This window comes from Rhizobium sp. NZLR10 (assembly GCF_019685125.1).
Taxonomy (GTDB): Bacteria; Pseudomonadota; Alphaproteobacteria; order Rhizobiales; family Rhizobiaceae; genus Rhizobium.
The window spans coordinates 1-20188 of the sequence record NZ_JABDWE010000004.1; the positions used below are offsets into that span (position 1 = coordinate 1).

General features: G+C 60.8%; 17 protein-coding genes and 1 pseudogene. 13 read left to right on the top strand and 5 right to left on the bottom strand.

Annotation, left to right across the window (positions count from 1 at the left end; all coding sequences use genetic code 11):
* Nucleotides 1-127: 127 nt before the first annotated feature.
* Nucleotides 128-1024 carry a branched-chain amino acid ABC transporter permease gene (locus HJB82_RS07580; RefSeq protein WP_221139778.1) on the bottom strand — a complete coding sequence of 299 codons (897 nt, stop codon included), beginning with the start codon at nucleotides 1022-1024 and terminating at the stop codon, nucleotides 128-130.
* Between the two features lie 65 nt (nucleotides 1025-1089).
* On the opposite strand from HJB82_RS07580, the gene HJB82_RS07585 reads away from it, so the two are divergent.
* Together HJB82_RS07585 and HJB82_RS07590 are read left to right on the top strand one after the other, a co-directional pair.
* Nucleotides 1090-1635: a CGNR zinc finger domain-containing protein gene (locus HJB82_RS07585; protein ID WP_207583684.1), complete on the top strand. Its 546-nt coding sequence runs from the start codon at nucleotides 1090-1092 to the stop codon at nucleotides 1633-1635.
* Nucleotides 1632-2135: a hypothetical protein gene (locus HJB82_RS07590; RefSeq protein WP_207583683.1), complete on the top strand. Its 504-nt coding sequence runs from the start codon at nucleotides 1632-1634 to the stop codon at nucleotides 2133-2135. The genes HJB82_RS07585 and HJB82_RS07590 overlap by 4 nt, the downstream gene beginning before the upstream one ends.
* Nucleotides 2136-2223: 88 nt before the next feature.
* Here the strand turns inward: HJB82_RS07590 and ndk are convergent, their stop codons facing one another.
* Both ndk and HJB82_RS07600 read right to left on the bottom strand, forming a co-directional pair.
* Nucleotides 2224-2646 (bottom strand): nucleoside-diphosphate kinase, encoded by a 423-nt coding sequence (ndk, locus tag HJB82_RS07595; RefSeq protein ID WP_179610847.1) that lies wholly within the window; start codon nucleotides 2644-2646, stop codon nucleotides 2224-2226.
* Between the two features lie 81 nt (nucleotides 2647-2727).
* On the bottom strand, nucleotides 2728-3417 hold the full coding sequence (locus HJB82_RS07600; protein WP_221139779.1) for a glutathione S-transferase family protein: 690 nt from the start codon (nucleotides 3415-3417) through the stop codon (nucleotides 2728-2730).
* Nucleotides 3418-3968: 551 nt separating this feature from the next.
* Here HJB82_RS07600 and HJB82_RS31985 point away from each other — a divergent pair.
* The 6 genes and pseudogenes from HJB82_RS31985 to HJB82_RS07625 all read left to right on the top strand — a co-directional run.
* Nucleotides 3969-4091: pseudogene (locus HJB82_RS31985) on the top strand (IS3 family transposase); the annotation flags it as partial.
* A 132-nt stretch (nucleotides 4092-4223) separates the two neighbouring features.
* Nucleotides 4224-5273 (top strand): diguanylate cyclase, encoded by a 1050-nt coding sequence (locus HJB82_RS07605; protein ID WP_221139780.1) that lies wholly within the window; start codon nucleotides 4224-4226, stop codon nucleotides 5271-5273.
* 81 nt (nucleotides 5274-5354) lie between these two features.
* Nucleotides 5355-7238: an ABC-F family ATP-binding cassette domain-containing protein gene (locus HJB82_RS07610; RefSeq protein ID WP_221139781.1), complete on the top strand. Its 1884-nt coding sequence runs from the start codon at nucleotides 5355-5357 to the stop codon at nucleotides 7236-7238.
* A gap of 127 nt (nucleotides 7239-7365) precedes the next feature.
* Nucleotides 7366-8208 (top strand): polysaccharide deacetylase family protein, encoded by an 843-nt coding sequence (locus tag HJB82_RS07615; protein ID WP_221139782.1) that lies wholly within the window; start codon nucleotides 7366-7368, stop codon nucleotides 8206-8208.
* Nucleotides 8209-8277: 69 nt separating this feature from the next.
* Entirely contained in the window at nucleotides 8278-10320 is a 2043-nt protein-coding gene (locus tag HJB82_RS07620; RefSeq protein WP_221139783.1) for a prolyl oligopeptidase family serine peptidase, read from the top strand.
* Between the two features lie 94 nt (nucleotides 10321-10414).
* The gene (locus HJB82_RS07625) at nucleotides 10415-11341 is read left to right on the top strand and encodes a Gfo/Idh/MocA family protein (RefSeq protein WP_207583677.1); all 927 of its coding nucleotides are present in this window, start codon (nucleotides 10415-10417) and stop codon (nucleotides 11339-11341) included.
* Between the two features lie 157 nt (nucleotides 11342-11498).
* Here HJB82_RS07625 and HJB82_RS07630 read toward each other — a convergent pair whose 3' ends face one another.
* A complete protein-coding gene (locus HJB82_RS07630) occupies nucleotides 11499-11948 on the bottom strand; it encodes a DNA polymerase III subunit chi (RefSeq protein ID WP_221115275.1) in 450 nt (149 codons plus the stop codon).
* Nucleotides 11948-13438 (bottom strand): leucyl aminopeptidase, encoded by a 1491-nt coding sequence (locus HJB82_RS07635; protein ID WP_221139784.1) that lies wholly within the window; start codon nucleotides 13436-13438, stop codon nucleotides 11948-11950. The genes HJB82_RS07630 and HJB82_RS07635 overlap by 1 nt, the downstream gene beginning before the upstream one ends.
* Before the next feature lie 144 nt (nucleotides 13439-13582).
* On the opposite strand from HJB82_RS07635, the gene HJB82_RS07640 reads away from it, so the two are divergent.
* From HJB82_RS07640 to HJB82_RS07660, 5 genes are all read left to right on the top strand, one after another.
* Entirely contained in the window at nucleotides 13583-14356 is a 774-nt protein-coding gene (locus HJB82_RS07640; RefSeq protein ID WP_207583674.1) for a phosphatase PAP2 family protein, read from the top strand.
* A 100-nt stretch (nucleotides 14357-14456) separates the two neighbouring features.
* The gene (lptF, locus tag HJB82_RS07645) at nucleotides 14457-15638 is read left to right on the top strand and encodes an LPS export ABC transporter permease LptF (RefSeq protein ID WP_207583673.1); all 1182 of its coding nucleotides are present in this window, start codon (nucleotides 14457-14459) and stop codon (nucleotides 15636-15638) included.
* Nucleotides 15635-16723 (top strand): LPS export ABC transporter permease LptG, encoded by a 1089-nt coding sequence (gene lptG / locus HJB82_RS07650; RefSeq protein WP_207583672.1) that lies wholly within the window; start codon nucleotides 15635-15637, stop codon nucleotides 16721-16723. Before lptF ends, lptG begins: the two co-directional genes overlap by 4 nt.
* Nucleotides 16723-19050: an LPS-assembly protein LptD gene (locus HJB82_RS07655; protein WP_207583671.1), complete on the top strand. Its 2328-nt coding sequence runs from the start codon at nucleotides 16723-16725 to the stop codon at nucleotides 19048-19050. The genes lptG and HJB82_RS07655 overlap by 1 nt, the downstream gene beginning before the upstream one ends.
* A 188-nt stretch (nucleotides 19051-19238) precedes the next feature.
* The gene (locus HJB82_RS07660; RefSeq protein WP_207583670.1) at nucleotides 19239-20183 is read left to right on the top strand and encodes a peptidylprolyl isomerase; all 945 of its coding nucleotides are present in this window, start codon (nucleotides 19239-19241) and stop codon (nucleotides 20181-20183) included.
* Nucleotides 20184-20188: the final 5 nt, after the last annotated feature.

The window sequence follows — 20188 nt, forward strand, 5'->3', positions numbered from 1 at the left end:
AAGGTCGACATACGAAAACAGCGACCCCGTCCGATCATCCCCGCCGCGCATCCAAATTCCCTCGAAATCACTTGCAAGATGGAATCATGTGTCCAGCCCAAAAGCCAGTGGGTTTTTCAGCAGCCTGTTAGAGCGTGACTCGCTCCCTGCGGCTCATGACCAAGACCAGGACGAGCAGCGAGAAGATCACCAGATCCCGCCAGACAAAGGGGCCATAGGCCCCCCACATGGTCTCGACGACGGCGAGGCCGGCGGCGCCGCCTGCCGAGCGTAGCGGATCGGAATAGCCGCCGACAGCCGCAATCAGCAGCACCTTCAGCCCGAACATCAGGCCGGCGCCGAAATCCATCGAACCGTAATAGAAGGTGGCGAGGATTCCGCAAATCGTGGCGACGAGGCTAGCTGCCGCATAAGCGACGAGAAAGACGCGGTTGGCGCTGGTGCCGCAGAGCTCGGCGGCCAGCGGGTCGTCGGTGACGGCGCGCCAGATGCGGCCCCAGGCTGTGCGCCTGAGGATCAGCGTTCCAACAGCGACGATGGCTGACATCAGCGCGGTGTCGATCAGTTGGATATAGGTGAGCGTTACCTTGAACGGGCCGTCACTCCAGAAGATCACCGTATCGTTCAGAAACGGCGGCAGCCAGATGATGCGGGTATTGGCGGCAAGCCTGGCGGTCTCCATCAGCACGATCATGATGCCGAGGGCGGCGACGATGACCGTATTCGGCGATTTGTTGACCAGCGGCAGCATGATCGACCGGCCGATCCACAAGCCCGCCCCCAGCGAATAGGCGATGGAAGCGCAGGCGCCGACGGCAAGGGCGGCCGGCAGCACCAGCCAGAGGCGGTTGAAGGCGAGTTCGGTGAAGAGCAGCAGGATCTGGCCTGCGAAGGCGAAAATCGCCCCATAGGTGATATCGGCCCGCTTCGTCACGCCGAAGGCTACGGCATAACCGAAGGCGAGCGCGGCATAGAGAGCAGCGAGCGGAACCGCATTCGCCAACTGCTGCAGAAGATAGGCCATTCCAGACACTCCACGTCACCAAAATTATAACTGGCAAAAGTTATTTCACCAGTTATAATTTCACCATGAGCTTTTCCTGGACCCCTCACCGCTTTGCCGGCGGCGCCCTGGCGCTCGATGTCGCCAACAGCGTCGTGCTGCGCCATGATGCGACGCGGCGGATCGACCGCTTCGCGGTTCGGGACCAGATGCGGGACTTTCCGCATGCCGCCGCCGAATTCTGCGCCGAACGCGCCCTCTTCGGCGATATCGCCCCGGTGGCGGCGGAAAACGAGACGGATTTCATCGCGCTGCGGGAAGCGATCGACCTCTATTTTCGCAAGCGTATACTCAAGGGCGGCGATGACCAATTGCTGGCCTTGCTGCTGGAAGCGCTGGCGAAGGTGTTGCGCGAAGCAGGCCGCGGCAGCCTGGCGGCGGCGACCGCGCATTCGGTGCTGCGGCTGATCACCATGCCCGATCCGGAACGCATGAAGATCTGCGGCAATTGCGGCTGGCTGTTCATCGACCGCAGCAAGAACAGGAGCCGCGCCTGGTGCGACATGGCGGTCTGCGGCAACCGCGCCAAGGCGAACCGGTATTATCGCCGCAAGAAGGAGGAGACGCCATGAGAAAACATTTGATCATAACGGCGGCAGCGGCCAGCCTTCTGATGTCTGCCTGCCAGCGCCAGGCTGAAGACCTGGTCGAAGTCACCGGCCATCTCTTCGTCTTCAACTATCGCGTGGCAAGCGCCACCTATCTGCTGACGCTGAAGAAGACGGGTCCCATCCCCGACGGTTCTCTCATCATCGCCGAATTCGAAAATCCTGAGGGCGGCGATCCGCTGGTGCTGAACCAGAAAATCTACCCGATCGACGACAAAATTGCGCTGCAGAGCGAAAAACTCCACTGCGTGCGCAAGGACCGTCCCTATTCCGTCAGTGTCCGGCTGGTCGACAAGGACGGCAAGGTCCTGCAGGAATTGAAGACGCAGTTCCGCTCCGACCTTGACCAGACTGTGCTGCCGAGCAAGCCGCTCGTCCTCGGTGCGCTTTATGACAAAAACCCGGAGGTCTTCAAGCCTGACGGCAGCGTCGATTTTTCGAATACCGACAAGTGCCCCGCATAGAGGCTATTCGGCATGGAAAAAGCCGGAGCGAGGCCCCGGCTTTTAAGAGTCAATTCAAGGCATTGCCGGGCAATGCAGAAACGTTGCCTCAGCCGACGACTTCGGTATCGGAGAACCAGTACTTGATTTCCTGGGCAGCCGTCTCCGGAGCATCCGAGCCGTGAACGGAATTTTCGCCGATCGACAGGGCATGGACCTTGCGGATCGTGCCTTCGTCAGCGTTTGCCGGGTTGGTCGCGCCCATGATTTCGCGGTTCTTGAGGATGGCGCCTTCGCCTTCCAGAACCTGAACGACGGTCGGGCCGGAGGTCATGCCTTCGACGAGTTCGCCGAAGAAGGGACGCTCCTTGTGAACGGCGTAGAAGCCTTCAGCTTCGCGACGGCTCATCCAGACGCGCTTGGAGGCGACGACGCGCAGGCCGGCATCTTCGAGCATCTTGGTGATGGCACCCGTCAGGTTGCGCTTGGTTGCATCCGGCTTGATCATCGAGAAGGTGCGTTCAATCGCCATAGTCAAATCCTCTGTTTTCTCGGGAAAAGTGGGCGGTCTTTACCCGCCCCAACGCCCGAAAACAAGGGGTCGACGGCAATTTCACGCCGCTGTCACAGTCCTGCCGCGGCTTTCATGGAGATCGAGGCAGCGCTCGAACCAGAGCATGACGGGATCGTCGGCGGCCAGCATCGCGAGGCCGGTGCAGACACGCAGCCATTGCAGCGCGCCGAAGACAATATAGTCGGCAAAGAGCGGCGTCTGCCCGCCGATGAAGGGCTGGAACTTCAGCATGTGACGGAGCGGCTCCAGCTTGGCGCCGAAGGCGGCCTTCTCCGCTTCGCTGTCGGCGGCAATCACCTCCAGCGGCTTGCCGAGCCTGACCTCGCGGCTCTCGCGGAAATAGGCCTTGTCTCCTTCGTCGAGGTTGGCGTGGATGTCGAGAAGGGCGATGCGCGTGATTGAGGGATGGATGATCATCTGCGAATAACCCTCGACCATGCGCGACAGCGCCTTGCCGCCCTCGCCGTTAAACAGCGACGGCCGCTCGGGATAGGCTTCTTCCAGATAGAGGGCGATGTCGAAACTGTCGGGGATCAGCCGGCCGTTGTCGTCGAGAACGGGCACGGTCTGCGAGACACCGCCACCGATTGCGCGGATGCGGGTATAGGTCGTCGGGATTTCCTCGAAATCGAGCCCCTTATGCGCCAGCGCCATCACCGCCTTCCAGCAATGGGGCGAAAAGAAGCGCCGCTCGTCGGCGCCGCAAAGAGAATAGAGAGCTCTGGTCATACCAGTCCTTTCGAGATCGCAGCTTCATCCATTGCACGACAGAAAGCGCCCGTAATCAAATCAGGAAATTTCATGGGCGCCATCACTCCGATTTCTGGACAAACGGCATAGACTGCCGATACGACAGCAGGAGGGGTCGGATGCTCAGGCATTACAGGATGTTTGCCGCCTATATAGGCTGCGGTTGGGGCGGGGCGTAGTGCAGATTGGATAGAGCGGACACCGCATGCTTGAGCGCGGGGTTCTTCGGACGACGCTGTGACAAAACGCCTAAATCTTATCTGTCTGGTAGCTTTCTTCTTCTGCTTCGCAGGAGCGTATGCTGTGCAGCTGTTGAATGGCGGTGTAGAAAACACACACGGGATTTACAGGTCTGTATACACGGTATTTTGGTTTTTTATCGTTGCGTTGCTTCCATTCAGCGTCGGGAGTTATCTCCTTACGCGGTCCTGGCGAGAACTGCGCAAAAATAAAGAAAATAGGGAGTTCCTACCCAAAAATCCGATTCTCACATTTTTCATTTGGCGTGAGGAGATTGATGGTGAGTAGCGCGACAGCGTTTCGACTACCGATGGCTGTTCACCCTGCTTCGGCGAGACGGAGAGCCGTCCGGCGCCGATCGTATCTACCGGCTCTATCGCGAGGAAGGTCTTCTGTCCGCACGCGCAAAGGCAGGTGGCGGGTGCCATCAAGACTGCATTAACCGCTTATGCCGTAAATCCCGGGCTTCCCGTTGAAAATTCAGCCTCTTTTAAAAGCTTGCAGGCATGAATGCAGGAAATGAGGCCGGGCAGCGAGGGATCGTCATGCAGAATGCAAGCGCAAACGCACTGGTGCCGCGCGAAGCGGTGCGCCCGGCGCCCATGACGGACATTCAGAGGATCGCCCAGCACCTGGCACGCCTCAACGTCGCCGCCTTGCCACGCAATTACGAACTCTTCCACGAGGCGATTATCGGGCTCAATGCCGGCCTTGCGCAGGATATTGCAGCACTTGGGTCCCAGCCGCAGCAGGCGATGCTCGATGAACTCGGCCTGAAATACCGGCTCGTCAGCCATTGCGGGCTGGCCGGCGAGACGTCACGCAACGAGGCGAGCCGGATGCTGCGCGAGGTGGCCGAGAGGCTTACCGAAGGGCTGAGGCACAGAGATGCCTTTGCGCGCGCCTGCGCCACGATCCTGAAATCCGTTTCCGGAAATGACGACCAGAGCCTTGCCGCCTTTATCAGCGAGGTCGACTACCTCTCCGCCTCGCTTTCGACGGTGCTATCGGCGGAGATGGAAATCGGCGCCAGGCTGCAGGAAGACATCAAGAGGCTGGAAACGCTGGAGCGCGGCATTTCGGCGATGCAATCGGCCACTGTGGCCGACCGGGTTACCGGCCTTCCCAACCGCATCGCGTTCAACCGGGAGATAGCCGATCTCTATCAGCGCGAAGAGGGGTTCGCCGGCAGCGCGCTGATCATGGTCGATATCGACAATTTCGCCGATCTCAACTGCACATACGGCACCCAGGCCGGCAACAAGCTGCTGAAGAAGCTCGCCGGCCTCTTCCGCAAATCGGTCAAGAAAAACGACTTCGTCGCCCGCACCGAGGCTGACGAATTCGCTGTCTTGTTTTCCAACGTCGGCATGCAGGACGCAATCGCTATCGCCGAGCGGCTGCGCGCCTCGGTCGAGGACAATCTGGTCTTCGCGACATCCGACAAGGCCGATCGCGGCCGGCTGACCATCTCGATCGGCGTAGCACTCAGCACCGATGCGGCAACGCCGGGGCAATTGCAGGCCAATGCCCGCGTGGCGCTTCTCGCAGCGCAGTCCAATCCTCGACGGCCGGTGCAGGCTTTCGGCCACTGAGGCACACAAGCATTCCTTGGCGCAGGGCAAGTATGCTTAAGCGCTCTTGCCTTGACGGGCGCTTTCGGCCAAAACGCCGCCATGATCACGATTACCGACATTTCCGCCCGCATCGCCGGGCGCCTGCTTCTCGACAATGCCAGCGTCTCGCTGCCTTCGGGCACCAAGGCGGGGCTGGTCGGACGCAACGGCGCCGGCAAGTCGACGCTGTTTCGCGTCATCACCGGCGATCTCGGCTCCGAGAGCGGATCGGTATCGATCCCGAAGGCCGCCCGCATCGGCCAGGTGGCGCAGGAAGCGCCGGCGACCGAGGACGCCCTGATCGAGATCGTGCTTGCCGCCGACAAGGAACGCACGGCGCTCGTCACTGAGGCGGAAACGGCGACCGATGCGCACCGCATCGCAGAAATCCAGATGCGCCTCGTCGATATCGACGCGCATTCGGCCGAAGCGCGGGCGGCGAGCATTCTCGCCGGCCTCGGCTTCGACCAGGCGGCGCAAGCCCGCCCCGCCTCCTCCTTCTCCGGCGGCTGGCGCATGCGCGTCGCGCTCGCAGCCGTGCTGTTTGCCGAGCCGGACTTGCTCCTGCTCGATGAGCCCACAAACTATCTCGACCTCGAAGGCACATTGTGGCTGGAAGACTATATCCGCCGCTACCCGCACACCGTCATCATCATCAGCCACGATCGCGACCTTCTGAACAACGCGGTCAATTCGATCGTGCATCTCGACCAGAAGAAGCTTACCTTCTATCGCGGCGGTTACGACCAGTTCGAGCGGCAGAAGGCGGAGGCCGACGAGCTGCAGACGAAGGCCAAGGCGAAGAACGACGCGGCCCGCAAACATCTGCAGGGCTTCATCGATCGCTTCAAGGCCAAAGCCTCCAAGGCGCGGCAGGCACAGTCGCGCGTCAAGGCGCTGGAGCGCATGGGAACGGTCGCCGCGGTGATCGAGGACCACGTAACGCCAATCACTTTTCCCGAGCCGGAAAAGCAGCCGGCATCGCCGATCGTCGCGATCCAGAGCGGCGCCGTCGGCTACGAACCCGGCAATCCGATCCTGAAGAACCTCAACCTGCGCATCGACAATGACGATCGCATCGCTCTTCTCGGCTCGAACGGCAACGGCAAGTCGACTTTCGCCAAATTCATCTCCGGCCGGCTTGCGCCGGATAGCGGCGAAGTGAAAATCGCGCCGAGCCTAAAGATCGGCTTCTTCGCGCAGCACCAACTCGACGACCTCATTCCCGAGCAGTCGCCGGTCGAACATGTGCGCCGGCTGATGCCCGGCGCGCCGGAGGCCAAGGTGCGCGCCCGCGTCGCGCAGATGGGGCTTGCCACCGAGAAGATGGCGACGGCCGCCAAGGATCTTTCGGGTGGCGAAAAGGCCCGCCTGCTAATGGGGCTTGCCGCCTTCAATGCGCCGAACCTGCTGATCCTCGACGAACCCACCAACCATCTCGACATCGACAGCCGCCGCGCGTTGATCGAGGCGCTGAACGATTACGAAGGCGCCGTCATCCTGATTTCGCACGACCGCCATCTGATCGAAGCGACGGTCGATCGGCTGTGGCTGGTCAACGCCGGCACGGTCACCGCCTTCGAAGGCGATATGGACGAATATCGCGACCTGATCGTCAGTTCAGGTAAAAAAAAAGAAGAAAAACCGCAGCTAATTGAAGACGCGACGTCGAAGGCGGAGCAACGCAAGCTCAATGCCGAACGGCGGGCGTCGCTGACGCCGCTGAAGAAAAAGATCAACGAAATCGAATCCTTGACGGCGAAGCTGGAGAAACAGATTCAGGCGCTTGACGCGGAACTTGCGGATCCTGTTCTCTACGAGAAGACGCCGGCCAAAGCCGCCGAAAAGGCAAAGCAGCGTGGCGAGGCTGCGGCAACACTCGCCGCTGCCGAGGAAGACTGGCTGATGCTTTCGGCCGAATACGAAGAGGCGATGGCGGGATAGCCACAGCTGTCGCCGAAACGCGGCGAAGTGCCGCGCATCGGCACAATTCCGGCCACCATCAACCAATCGTTAACCATAATTCGAAAGGTTGTCTCAACATTCGTTACCGATTTGTTGAGCCCTTTCGATGTATCGCTTTTTCATTCTGTTTTGCGTGGCCCTCACGGCCGCCCTGTCTGCCTGCAGCACCACCAAACAGTCCCCGGACACATCGATCAAGACCTCCTCGGTGATTGCGCCCGAGGGGCGGAAACTTGGCTATGCCGGCGGCGATGCGGGCCCGCGCATGACCGGCTGGCACCGTCTGGCCGGGCGGACGCTTGAGGTTTCCTCGCTCGCCGATCTCAAGCTGCAGGACAAGGAAGTGATCCTGAGCTTCGACGACGGCCCGATCCCGGGCCGGACCGACAAGGTGCTGGCGATCCTCGACCAGTTCGGCGTCAAGGGCGCCTTCATGATGGTCGGCGAAATGGCCGAAATGCATCCGGCGCTGGCCCGCAAGGTCGCCGACGACGGCAATACGATCGGCAGTCACACCTACGACCACGCCGACCTGACTTCGCTTGATTTCGACGCAGCGATGGCCGAGGTGATCAAGGGCGAATTGGCGGTGACCAAGGCGACGGGAACCGACGTCTCCTTCTTCCGCTTCCCCTATCTTGCCGAGAGCCACAGACTGCGTGCCGCGATCGCCACGCGCGACATGGTGGTCATGGATGTCGATATCGACAGCAAGGACTATTTCGCCGCCACGCCGGCTTCCGTGACGCAGCGGACGATGGACCTGCTGCACAGCCGCGGCCGCGGCATCATCCTGATGCACGACATCCACAAACGCACGGCAACGATGCTGCCGACCCTGCTCTCGGAACTCGAGGCCGAAGGCTACAAGGTGGTGACGCTGAAGTTCAAGAAGACGCAGGCACCGAACAACCTCGTCGCCTCGGCCGATTTGGTGACGACCCGGTAAAGCCGGGTTGCCAAGTCCGAACCGGCTGCCTAGATCTCTTCGACGTTAACGAAAGCCGGCAGGTCAGCTATGAACCTTCATCTCGAAACGGACGACGATCCGCGCACCCGCCAATTCATCGACGATCGTAACCGGGTTTCCGATGCGGCGTTGAGAACAGCCGAATTCACCAGGGATCGCGACGCGATCAAGGCGCTGATCGAGCGGCAGGACAGGCTGATCGTGCCGATGCGCCGCAGCGGGTGGCTGTTCGACTTCCGGCAAAGCAAGGACAATCCTCTCGGCGTCTGGCTCCGTCTGCCTGCCGACCAGCAGCCGCTGCCGGACGCCGATTGGGAGCCGGTTTTCGATCTCGATGCCTTTTGCGTCAGTGAAGGCAAGCGCTGGAACTGGCGCGGCGCCGTCACCTGCCCGTGGGAGCCGACGCGGGTGCTGCTCACGCTTTCGGACGGCGGCTCCGATCTTCTCCGGCTACTCGAATTCGACGCCGAGAGGAAAGAGATCGTCGAGGGCGGTTTCGATACGCCGGCCGCACGATCGCATGCCAATTGGCTGAGCCGCGACGAGATCTGCTATTTCGGTTCGATCGACCGATTTTCGGCGACCCGCTCCGGATGGCCACGGGTCGGGCGGCGATTGGAGCGCGGGCAGCGGCCGGAAGATGCCGCCGTCATGTTCGAAGCCGCGAACGAGGACGTCTACGGCTTCAATCTCATCATCGACCCTGCCCTGTCGGGCGCTTCGGCGGATGCCGGATTGATCGATATCTTCGTCGCCGCCCATGAGATCGGCGTCGCCAGTGCTTTCCTGATCGCCGCCGACGGCACGCGGCGGCGCATCGATCTGCCCAAGGAAGCGGACTTCCAGTTCAATCACGATCATTGCCTCTGGCGGGCAAAGACCGATGAGCGCGTTCCCACCGGCAGCCTCGTGCTGCAGCGCTTCGATCCCGGCTCGGAGACAGTTCCGCTCGGGCCGGCGCGGATCCTGTTTCAGCCTGGCGAGGGCCAGTCGATCTCGCAGATGATGCTGATGCGCGAGTGGTGCGTCTTCATCATCTCCGATCGGCTGCGTCCCCGCCTCATGGTTCTTGACCTGACGAAGCCCGATGCCGAACAGCGCGAGATCGCGCTCCCTGCCGACATGCAGACGGTCCATTTCAGGCCGCTGCATGCGGATCTGCATCTTGGCGACGATACGCTCTGCATCGTCGGCCAGGGCTTCCTGCAACCGCCGGCCTGTTACCGACTCGAGCTGTCGGATCGCAGCAAGGAGGCCGAGCCGATTTTCGTCGCCGCGGCGCCCAGCTATTTCGATGCGGCCGATATGTCATCCGAGCTGCTGGAGGCGGTTTCCGAGGACGGAACCAGGGTTGCCTACCGGCTGGTCCTGCCGAAGCAGTGGACCAAGGGCGCGCTGCCGGTGCTGCTTTACGGCTATGGCGGCTTCGATGTTTCGCTGTCGCCGAACTATTCCGGGGTGACGGGACGCTGGCTGGAACAAGGCGGCGCCTATGTGCAGGCCTATATCCGCGGCGGCGGCGAATTCGGGCCCGACTGGTATCGCAGTGCCAAGCGGCAGGGGCGAGACCGGGCGTTTGCCGATTTCGTCGCCATCGCCCGCGACCTCGTCGACCGCGGCTATACCGTGCCGTCGCGGATCGCCTGCCAGGGCGGCAGCAATGGCGGCCTGCTGACGGGCGTGATGCTGACGCGTTACTCTGAAGATTTCGGCGCCGTCTGGTGCCAGGTACCGGTGCTCGACATGACACGCTTTCACCTTTTCAGCGCAGGGCAAGCCTGGATGGACGAATACGGCGATCCGGAGACGCCGGCGGACCGGGATTTCATGCTCGGTTATTCGCCGCTTCACAATGTCAGGCCGGCGACCGAGATCACCTACCCGCCGATTTATATCGAAAGCTCCGCCAATGACGACCGCGTGCATCCCTCGCATGCGCGCCGCTTCGCCGCGCGGCTGGAGGAAGAAGGACACCGGCCGCTCTTCCATGAATTCGGCTCAGGCGGGCATGGCGGCGACGGCAATTCCGAAGAACGCGCCGCCCGCGCGGCAATGGGTTACAGCTTCCTTCGCCAGACCATCATGGGCTAGTATCCAACAGAATGGAGGAGGAGAGCTTGTCGGCACGCCTCTTTCTGCTACAAAGCGCAATAAATCATACTTTTCATACAGGCTGGAAAATACCATGTCCCCAATCAACCTCGCCATCGTCGGCGTCGGCAAGATCGTCCGCGACCAGCACCTCCCCTCCATCGCCAAGAACGCGGATTTCGAGCTTGTCGCCACGGCGAGCCGCCACGGCACGGTCGAAGGCATCAGGAGCTATACGACGATCGAGGCGATGCTCGACGCCGAGCCGTCGGTCGATGCCGTCTCGCTCTGCATGCCGCCGCAATATCGTTATGAGGCAGCCTATAAGGCCCTCGTCGCCGGCAAACACGTCTTCCTGGAAAAACCGCCCGGCGCAACGCTGAGCGAAGTGGCCGATCTCGAGGCGCTTGCGAGCAAGCAGGGTGCGTCGCTGTTTGCCAGTTGGCATTCGCGCTATGCGCCGGCCGTCGAGGCGGCCAAGGCGTTTCTGGCTTCGACGACGATCAAAAGCGTGCACGTGATCTGGAAGGAGGATGTCCGCCACTGGCATCCGAACCAGGATTGGATCTGGCAGGCCGGCGGCCTCGGCGTTTTCGATCCCGGCATCAACGCGCTGTCGATCGTCACCCACATCCTGCCGCGGCCGATCTTCATCACCGAGGCCGTGCTCGAATTTCCCGACAACCGCGATGCGCCGATCGCTTCCGACATTCGCTTCCGCGATGCCGACGGCCTGCCGGTTCATGCCGAATTCGACTGGCGCCAGACCGGCAAGCAGAGCTGGGACATCGTGGCGGACACGGCAGCAGGCCAGATGGTTCTCGCCGAGGGCGGCGCCAAGCTTTCTATCGATGGAGCGCTGACATTCGCCGAGCCGGAGCAGGAATATCCCTCGCTCTACCGTCGCTTCGCCGAAATCATCAAAGCCGGCAATTCTGATGTCGATCTCGCGCCGCTGCGCCACGTCGCCGACGCCTTCATGCTCGGCAAGCGGAAGTTCGTGGACGCGTTCCACGACTGAGCCATTTGGCAATCTTTGCCGAGGAGTTGCCCGTCAACAGCGACGGGCAACGGCCTGGCTCACCCAGCCGGGGGGGATCGTGCCGCTCAATATCCTCACGAATCTCGACGACGACAAAGGCTCGAGGCGGTAACGCGCCACCACCGCGGTGAACCGCTCAAGCCTTCTTCTCCCACCGTCCCTCCGAAGTCTGCTGCCAATAGGTGAGGTTATGCCCCTCGCCTTTCAGCTTCTTCCATTGTGCACGCGCGGCCTCCAGTTGCTCCTGGTCGTGACCGTCGAACATGAAGACCACGCGCTCATAGCCATCGACCGGCGGCGGCTCGGCGCCGTCGATGATAAAACGCACGGTCGCAGCATTGGCATTATCAGGTGTCACCGTCAAAAGTACCGGCTGGCTTTCGGCGAAATCGCCCTCGTCGGTGCCGTGCGGCAGGAAGCTCTCCTCGCGGAACGTCCAAAGATGCGCGTCGAGAACATCGCGCCGCGCCGGCTCGCGCGTCTGGATGGCGACACGCCAGCCGCGCTCGACGCTCTTGTCGATCAGCGGCGGAAGCGCGTCCTCCAGCCTGGTTTCGGTCAGATGATAAAAGAGAACGTCGGTCATCAGGCTTCATAATGAGCGCGAACGAGCTCGTCGAGCAGGCGCACCCCGAAACCGGAACCCCAGGATTGGTTGATCTCATCCTGCGGCGAGCCCATCGCCGTGCCGGCGATATCGAGATGCGCCCAGGGTGTGTCCTGGACGAAGCGCTTGATGAAATGCGCCGCGGTGATCGAGCCGGCCTGTCGGCCGCCGGTGTTCTTCATGTCGGCGAACTTGCTATCGATCAGCTTGTCGTAGTCCTTGCCAAGCGGCATGCGCCAGAGCTTCTCGTTGGTCGAAAGGCCGGCTGCCGTCAGTTGGGCGGAAAGCTGGTCGTCATTGGAGAACAGGCCGGCATGCACATTGCCGAGCGCCACGATGATGGCGCCGGTCAGCGTGGCGAGATTGATCATGAACTGCGGCTTGAAACGATCGTTGCAATACCAGAGGGCATCGCAGAGCACGAGGCGGCCTTCGGCATCGGTATTGATCACCTCGATCGTCTGGCCGGACATCGAGGTGACGATATCACCAGGACGCTGGGCGTTGCCGTCAGGCATGTTCTCGACCAGGCCGATAATGCCGATGGCATTGACGGCGGCCTTGCGGGAGGCGAGAACATGCATGAGGCCGGTGACGGCTGCGGCACCGCCCATATCGCCCTTCATGTCCTCCATGCCCGCGGCCGGCTTGATCGAAATGCCGCCGGTATCGAAGACGACACCCTTGCCGATGAAGGCGATGGGACGATCCTTGCCCTTGCCGCCCTTCCACTGCATGACCGCCAGGCGCGGCGGACGCACGGAGCCCTGGGCGACGCCGAGAAGGGCGCCCATGCCGAGACGGCGCATCTCCTTCTCCGTCAGGATTTCCACGTCGACGCCCAGCTTTTCCAGCTCCTTCGCTTTAGCGGCGAACTCGACGGGGCCGAGCACGTTCGGTGGCTCGTTGACGAGATCACGGGCAAGATTGACGCCGCCGGCAATCGCTTCGGAATCGGAAAACGCCTTCTTGGGACCATTCGGATCGGCGGTGACGATCGTCACCTTGACGGATTTCGCCGCCTTTTCCTCGTCGTCACTCTTCTTCGTTTTGTAGGTATCGAAACTGTAAGCGCGCAGCAGCATGCCGAGCGCGAAATCGGCAGCTGCCCGCGCGCTCGTCTCAAGGCCAGGCACGTCGATGAAGACGGCGGCCTTGTCGGTATTCTTGATTCTCGCTGCCGCAATACCGCCGGCCTTCAGCCAGTCATGGGCGGTGAGGTAGGCGGCCTTGCCAAGCCCGATGACGACGATGCGCTCGACGGATGCGCCTTCCGGGGCGACGATATCGAGCGCGCTCATGGATTTCGCGGAGAATCGGGCGATCCTAGCAGCCTTGGCGATCACGCCTGCAGGGTCGACCGTTTCGGTGCCTGCGGCGCTGTCGGCCTCCGCAGTCTTCAACAGGATCGCCAGGCCGCCATTGAGCTTTGCCGATTTTGAGAATGCAATTTCGAACTTTGCTGACATGTCTTCTCCGCTGGGATTCTTTGAAATCCGTCCATGGCGGATAATTTCGCGTTTGGCGGGTCTGTCAATGGCTTGCGACAATTGTTATGGTCGCCCGCGGCCATCAGGGCCTTCGTGTTTTCGTCAGTTTCATAGATATTCGCGTTGACAATTTTTTCGAAAAATCGATGGCGGGGCCCAGCAATCCGCCTGCCGAAAACGACTTTCGGTGCATTCGTGCTGCTGTTCTGGACGTGGTGGGCGCTGCTTATCGTCTTCCGCGCCTTCCCCGGGATAGACATCTATTTTTCCCAGCTTTTTTTCGTGCGTGCAGATTGCGACGCGGCTGCCGCCGCCGGCAGCATCTGCGGCGGCTTTCCCTATCGCGACTCGGGGAACTTCGACCTTCTGCGCACCGTCTTCTTCCGTCTGCCCTATGTCGTGGCGATCGTGATGGTGTGGAAACTCATCGAATGCCACCAGCAGCATGGCGCAACCTTCAACGCCGAACGGGCGCGCAAACTGAACGTCGCGCTCGGAACGCTGCTGATTGGGCCGGTGCTGCTCGTCAATGTTGTCCTCAAGGAACATTGGGGTCGGCCGAGGCCGATACAGACGGACATTTTTGGCGGTGCCCTGCATTTCGTCGAAGCCGGTTCGCTTGCCGGAAAATGCGTTTCGAACTGCTCGTTCATCTCAGGTGAGGCTGCGAGCGCCGGATGGCTTTTCTGCCTTCTGCTCTTCGTTCCAAAATCCCTGCGTTATGCACTGGCTGCACCTGTGGCGGCAATCGCGATTCTCACTCCGGCGATGCGGCTATCCTTCGGCGCGCACTACCTCTCCGACGTCGTTCTCGGATGGCTTTCGTCGCTTGTCGTCTTCGCCGCGTTGCTAGCGTTAACTGAGTCGCAACAGCATCGAAAAAATTCTGAAATTTGAATGAATTTTTGACACCAGCTTGTCGCAAAAGCGCGACAAAGAGCGTAGAGGGATTCTCCTGCAAAGCCGTTTGGGCTTGCAGGTGCTTTCAAGGGCAGGCATGAAACTACTCGAGACATACATATTGCGGCGCGTCGGCCAGATGTTTCTCGTGGCGCTCCTGCCCGTTCTGGCGATCATTTGGACGACTCAGGTTTTGCAGCGCATCAATCTGGTCACCGACAGCGGCCAGTCGATTGGCACGTTCGCCAAGCTCGCGACGATGATCCTGCCGTCGATCATTCCCGTCGTGCTGCCCTTCGCCCTCGTTATCGCGATCACTCAGACGCTGACGACGATGAACAATGATTCCGAGCTCACCGTCATCGACGCGGCCGGGGCGCGGCGCAGCGTGCTGATCCGCCCGATCCTGCTGCTTGCCGCCGTCGTCAGCGTCTTTTCCTTCTTTGTCGACAACGTCGTCGAGCCGCGCGCAAAAACCGTCGTGCGCCAGATGATCGCCGAGACCTATGCCGACCTGCTGTCTTCGGTGATCGAAGAAAAGACCTTCCGCAAGCTTGATGAAGGCCTTTATGTGCAGATCTCGAAGCGGATGGCCGGCCGCATGCTGAAGGGACTTTTCGTCGCCGACGAGCGCGACCCCGCCTACGAGCTGGTGTATTATGCGAAGGAAGGCGCCGTCGACGATACGGGCACGACGCTGATCATGCATGAGGGTGAAGTGCACCGCAAAACGCCCGACGGCAATGTCTCGGTGATCAATTTCGATTCCTATTCCTTCGACCTCTCGGACATGACGGAAAGCCGCGGCCAGGCGACGCTGCGCGCCAGCGACCGTGACCTGTGGTTCCTGATCAATCCGGATCCGGCCGACAAGGATTATACGATCCGGCCGCTGAGCTACACCGCCGAACTGCATCGCCGGCTGACGGACTGGATCCTGCCTGTCGTCTTTGCCCTGTTTTCGCTGGCGATCGCCGGCGATGCGCGCTCGCACCGCGAAGCGCGGCTGCATCCGATGGTGAGCGCGCTCGCCTATGCCTTCGCGCTGCGATGGGCGGCATTTTATGCGGCCAATCAGATCGACACCGACCCTGAATATATCGTCGTTCTCTATGCCATACCGATCGTCAGCGGCATCGTCTCGATCGTCTTCCTCGGCCTGCACAAACGACTGGCCATTCCATCGTTCATCCGGGACCGGATTTCGTCTTTCTGGAGACGGGGACAGGAAAGGCTGCTTGCCGCGACCGGCAGGACCGACGGGGATACGGCCCAATGATATTCGGGACATTGTCGCGTTATTTCTTTCGCCGCTACTTGGTGACGATGGGCTGGTTCCTGATCGGCGTCTCGGCGATTTCTTTCCTCCTCGATTTCAGCGAGACGGCAGGCCGCATGTCCGGCCTGCCCGGCTACACGATCGGCGGCGGCATTCTGATGACCGCCGTGCGCCTGCCGCTTATCCTGCAGCAGACGGTACCCTTCATCGCGCTGTTCGTCGGCATGACGGTGCTGATCGGGCTCAACCGCAAATATGAGCTTGTCGTCACGCGCGCAGCCGGTATTTCGGTCTGGCAGTTCATGTTCCCCTTCATCGCCGGGTCGCTGCTGCTTGGTTTGCTGACGATGACGGCGCTCAATCCGCTTGCCGCCTGGGGACAACGCCAGGCGCTGCTGGTCGAATCGGACTGGCGCGGTGAGAACGCGGTTCTGCGCAAGGCGCCGCAGATTCCGTGGCTGCGCCAGATCAGTGGCCGGGACGACGTCATCATCGGCGCCCAGACGGTTCAGGAGAACGGAACCAAGCTGATCGACGCGGTGCTGATCCATTTCGATTCAAGCGGCCAGGTCATTCTGAGACAGGACGCCGCGACGGCAAAATTGGAAGATGGTTACTGGCAACTTAACAACGTTGTCGAGCGTAAGGCTGGCGAAATCCCCGTGCGTAAAGCTTCGGTTCAACTTCGCACCAATCTGAAACAGGACTTCGTCCAGGAGCGGCTGACGGCGCCGGAAACAATTGGTTTCTTTGACCTTTCCAACCGCATTGCCGCGGCCAAATCCTTCGGTATCTCGACCAAGGCGCTGGAGACGCAATTCAACTCTCTGTTGTCCCAGCCATTGCTGCTGGTGGCGATGACTTTCATTGCCGCAACAGTGTCCCTGAAATTTAGCCGGTTCAACCAATCTCGCTCCGTGATTCTGGGTGGCATCCTTTCGGGCTTCATGCTTTATGTCATCACCGTGCTTGTAAAGGCATTCGGAAGCAGTGGAGTTGTGCCCCCCTTCGTGGCGACGTGGATACCGGTGATCGTCGCGCTGGCTTTAGGTGCGACAATTCTGCTTCATCAGGAGGACGGCTAGTGGCGGCAGGCGACCGCAAGTATTTTAGTAAACAGTTGGTTGCCCTGCTCGTCGGCGCGACTCTATATTCCTATTTCGGCAGCGCCCCGGTCTCCTACGGCCAGGTCAGCGCGCCCGACCAAACGATTGGAAAGAAAATTCCTGCAGAGGCCAAGCTTCTGCTTTCGGCCAATGAACTCGTCTATAACCGTGACGCCGATCTGGTGTCGGCGGTCGGCGGCGTGCAGATCAATTATGCCGGCTACAAAATGGTCGCGCAGAAGGTCGAATACAATCAGAAGACCGGCCGGATGATGGCGGTCGGCAATGTCGAGCTGGTCAGCCCCGACGGCAACCGCATCTATGCCGACAACCTAGACGTGACCGACAATTTTGCCGACGGGTTCCTGAACTCGCTGCGCATTGAAACCGCCGACAATACCCGCATAGTCGCTGAAAGCGGCCAGCGCGTCGGCGGCACGATGATGATTCTCAACAAGGGCGTTTACACCGCCTGCCTTCCCTGCGCCGAAGATCCGAAGCGCGCGCCGTTCTGGCAGGTCAAGGCCAAGCGCGTGATCCAGAACGGCGTGACGCACACGATCCGTCTGGAGAGGGCACGCTTCGAGCTGCTCGGCCATCCGATCGCCTTCTTGCCGTTCATCGAAGTTCCCGACAATACGGTGAAGCGCAAGTCGGGCTTTCTCTTCCCGACGATGAGCCTGTCGCAGAATCTCGGCTTCGGTCTTTCCGTTCCTTATTATTACGTGATCTCGCCGAGCATGGACGCGACGGTGACCGGCACCGGCTACACCGCCCAGGGCTTCCTCATCGAAGGTGAATTCCGCCAGCGCTTCGAAAACGGCACGCATATCCTGCGCGTCGCCGGCATAGATCAGGCAAAGCCGGACAATTTCAGCTCCGGCACCAGCGATGCCGAAGCCAGTCAGCGTGGCATGGTGGCCTCGAAGGCCGAATTCCGTATCAATCCGCGCTGGACGTTCGGTTGGGACGTCATGATGCAGAGCGACAACAATTTCTCGAAAACCTACAAGCTGCGGGACTTCACCGGCACGGATCGCACCAACCAGATCTACCTGACCGGACTTGGCAAACGCAATTATTTCGACATGCGGGCGTTCTATTTCGACGTCCAGGATGCCGATCGAACGAACACGGCCGAAAAACAGCAGGCGATCGTCTATCCCTCGCTCGACTATCACTATGTAGCGCCGCAGCCGCTTGCAGGCGGCGAACTGTCGGCTGATGTCAACCTGACGAATATTTCGCGCACCCATGACGACTTTTATACCGTCGACGGATTCGATCGCTTCCGCGGCCTGAAGGGCCAGACGTCGCGACTGACCACCGAGTTGCAGTGGAAGCGCACCTACGTCACGCCGACCGGCCTGGTCATCACGCCGCTGCTTGCGGCGCGCGGCGACGCCTTCGCGCTGAATATGGACGACCCCACAGGCTACGCCGGCAACTACAGCGACGGAAATTCCGCCACCCGCTCGATGTTCACCGCCGGGCTGGAGATGCGTTATCCGATCCTGATGACGACGGATAACAGCACCCATATCCTCGAGCCGATCGCGCAGATCTATGCCCGCCCCGACGAGCAGCTCGCAGGCCGCCTGCCGAACGAAGATGCGCAGAGCTTCGTCTTCGACGCCACCTCACTGTTCGACCGCGACAAATTCTCGGGCTACGACCGCGTCGAAGGTGGCACCCGCGCCAATCTCGGCGTCCAGTACACCGGTACGTTTGACAGCGGTTACAAGCTGCACGGCATCTTCGGCCAGTCTTATCAGATCGCCGGCCAGAACTCGTTTGCCACCGACGATCTTGTCAATGTCGGCGCGGATTCGGGCCTTGAAACCACTCGCTCCGACTATGTCGGCCTCGGCGGTATCGAGACACCGTTCGGCGTTTCCGTAACGGGCTCGTACAGGCTCGACGAGAAGAATTTCGAGTTCCGCCGCGGCGACCTGACGACGGCCTACCAGAACGACACCTTCTCCACGCAGATGACATTCACCCATCTCAGCGCCCAGCCGGAATATGGCTTTGCCTCGGACAATGACGAGCTCCAGACCAGCAGCAAAATCAAGTTCAAGGATTACTGGTCGATTTTCGGCGGCATCGCCTGGGATCTGAATAATGATGTGATCAGCCGCCGGACGCTTGGCCTGTCCTATGACGACGAATGCACGATCTTCACGATTGCGTATACCGACAGCAGGGATTCCGGCGACGAGACGGCAAGCGACTGGACGATCGGCGCACGGCTGACCTTCCGCACGCTCGGCGACATCAAGATCGGCTCAGACACCCTCGAGTGATGGGCGGACAGCGCAAACATGGCCTGAAGCCATTCTTTCGCCGTAAGCCTGTGCAGGACATTGCCGCCAGTCGATATCTGAGGCATAGGGGATTCGCGCCGTGATGGAAGCGAATGTCCGCGTGTCTCGCACTATGGTAAGAACGCCGCGAACAACGTCTCGCGGCGCTATTGGGAGGTCAACAACAGATGATTGACGCAAAAAAAGCTATAGCTACGTTCCTCGCCGGGGCAGCGATTGCCTTGCTGACGGGTGTTGCCGCTCCAGCGCTTGCAGCAAGTGAGGTCAAGGCCGTGGTGAACGGTACCGCCATCACCAGCGGCGATGTCGCCAAGCGCCAGGCCTTTATGCGCCTGCAGCATACGAAACCCGATGCCAAGGCTGCCGAGGAGCAATTGATCGACGAGGCGCTCAAGCGCCAGGAAGTTTCCCGAGTCCATATGTCGGTTTCGCAACAGGACGTCGACGCGTCTTTCGCCCGCTTTTCGAGCGGCAACAAGCTTTCCGTCGAGCAGATGTCGCAGATCCTCGATCGCGCGGGCGTTGGCGTCGACCATTTCAAGGGTTTCATCGCCGTGCAGATGAGCTGGCCGCGGGTCGTCAACGCGCGATACGGTTCGACCTCGCGGCTGTCGAACTACGATCTCGTCTCGCGCATGATGCAGAACAACAAGCAGAAGCCGGTGACCACCGAATATATGCTGCAGCAGATCATCTTCGTCGTTCCGCAAGCCAAGCGCAATGCCATCACCGGCAAGCGCAAGGGTGAGGCCGAGGCGTCGCGCTCGAAATTTCCGGGCTGCGATCAGGCGAAGGTCTTTGCCGCAACGATGCGCGACGTTTCCGTGCGCGATCTCGGCCGCATGCTCGCCCCTGAGATCCCGCCGGATTGGAAGCCGCTGGTCGAGCAGGCCAAAGGCAATACGACGGGGACCCGCGTCACCGACAAGGGCGTCGAATATCTGGCAATCTGCAGCCAGCGCCAGGTTTCCGACGACCAGGCGGCCGAAATGGTGTTCCGTCAGGAAGATCTCGGCAAGTCCAAGGCCGACAAGGACGCCAGCCCGGAAAACGATAACAGCAAGAAGTATCTGGATGAACTGCGCAAAAAGGCGCAGATCGCCTATCGCTGACCGAC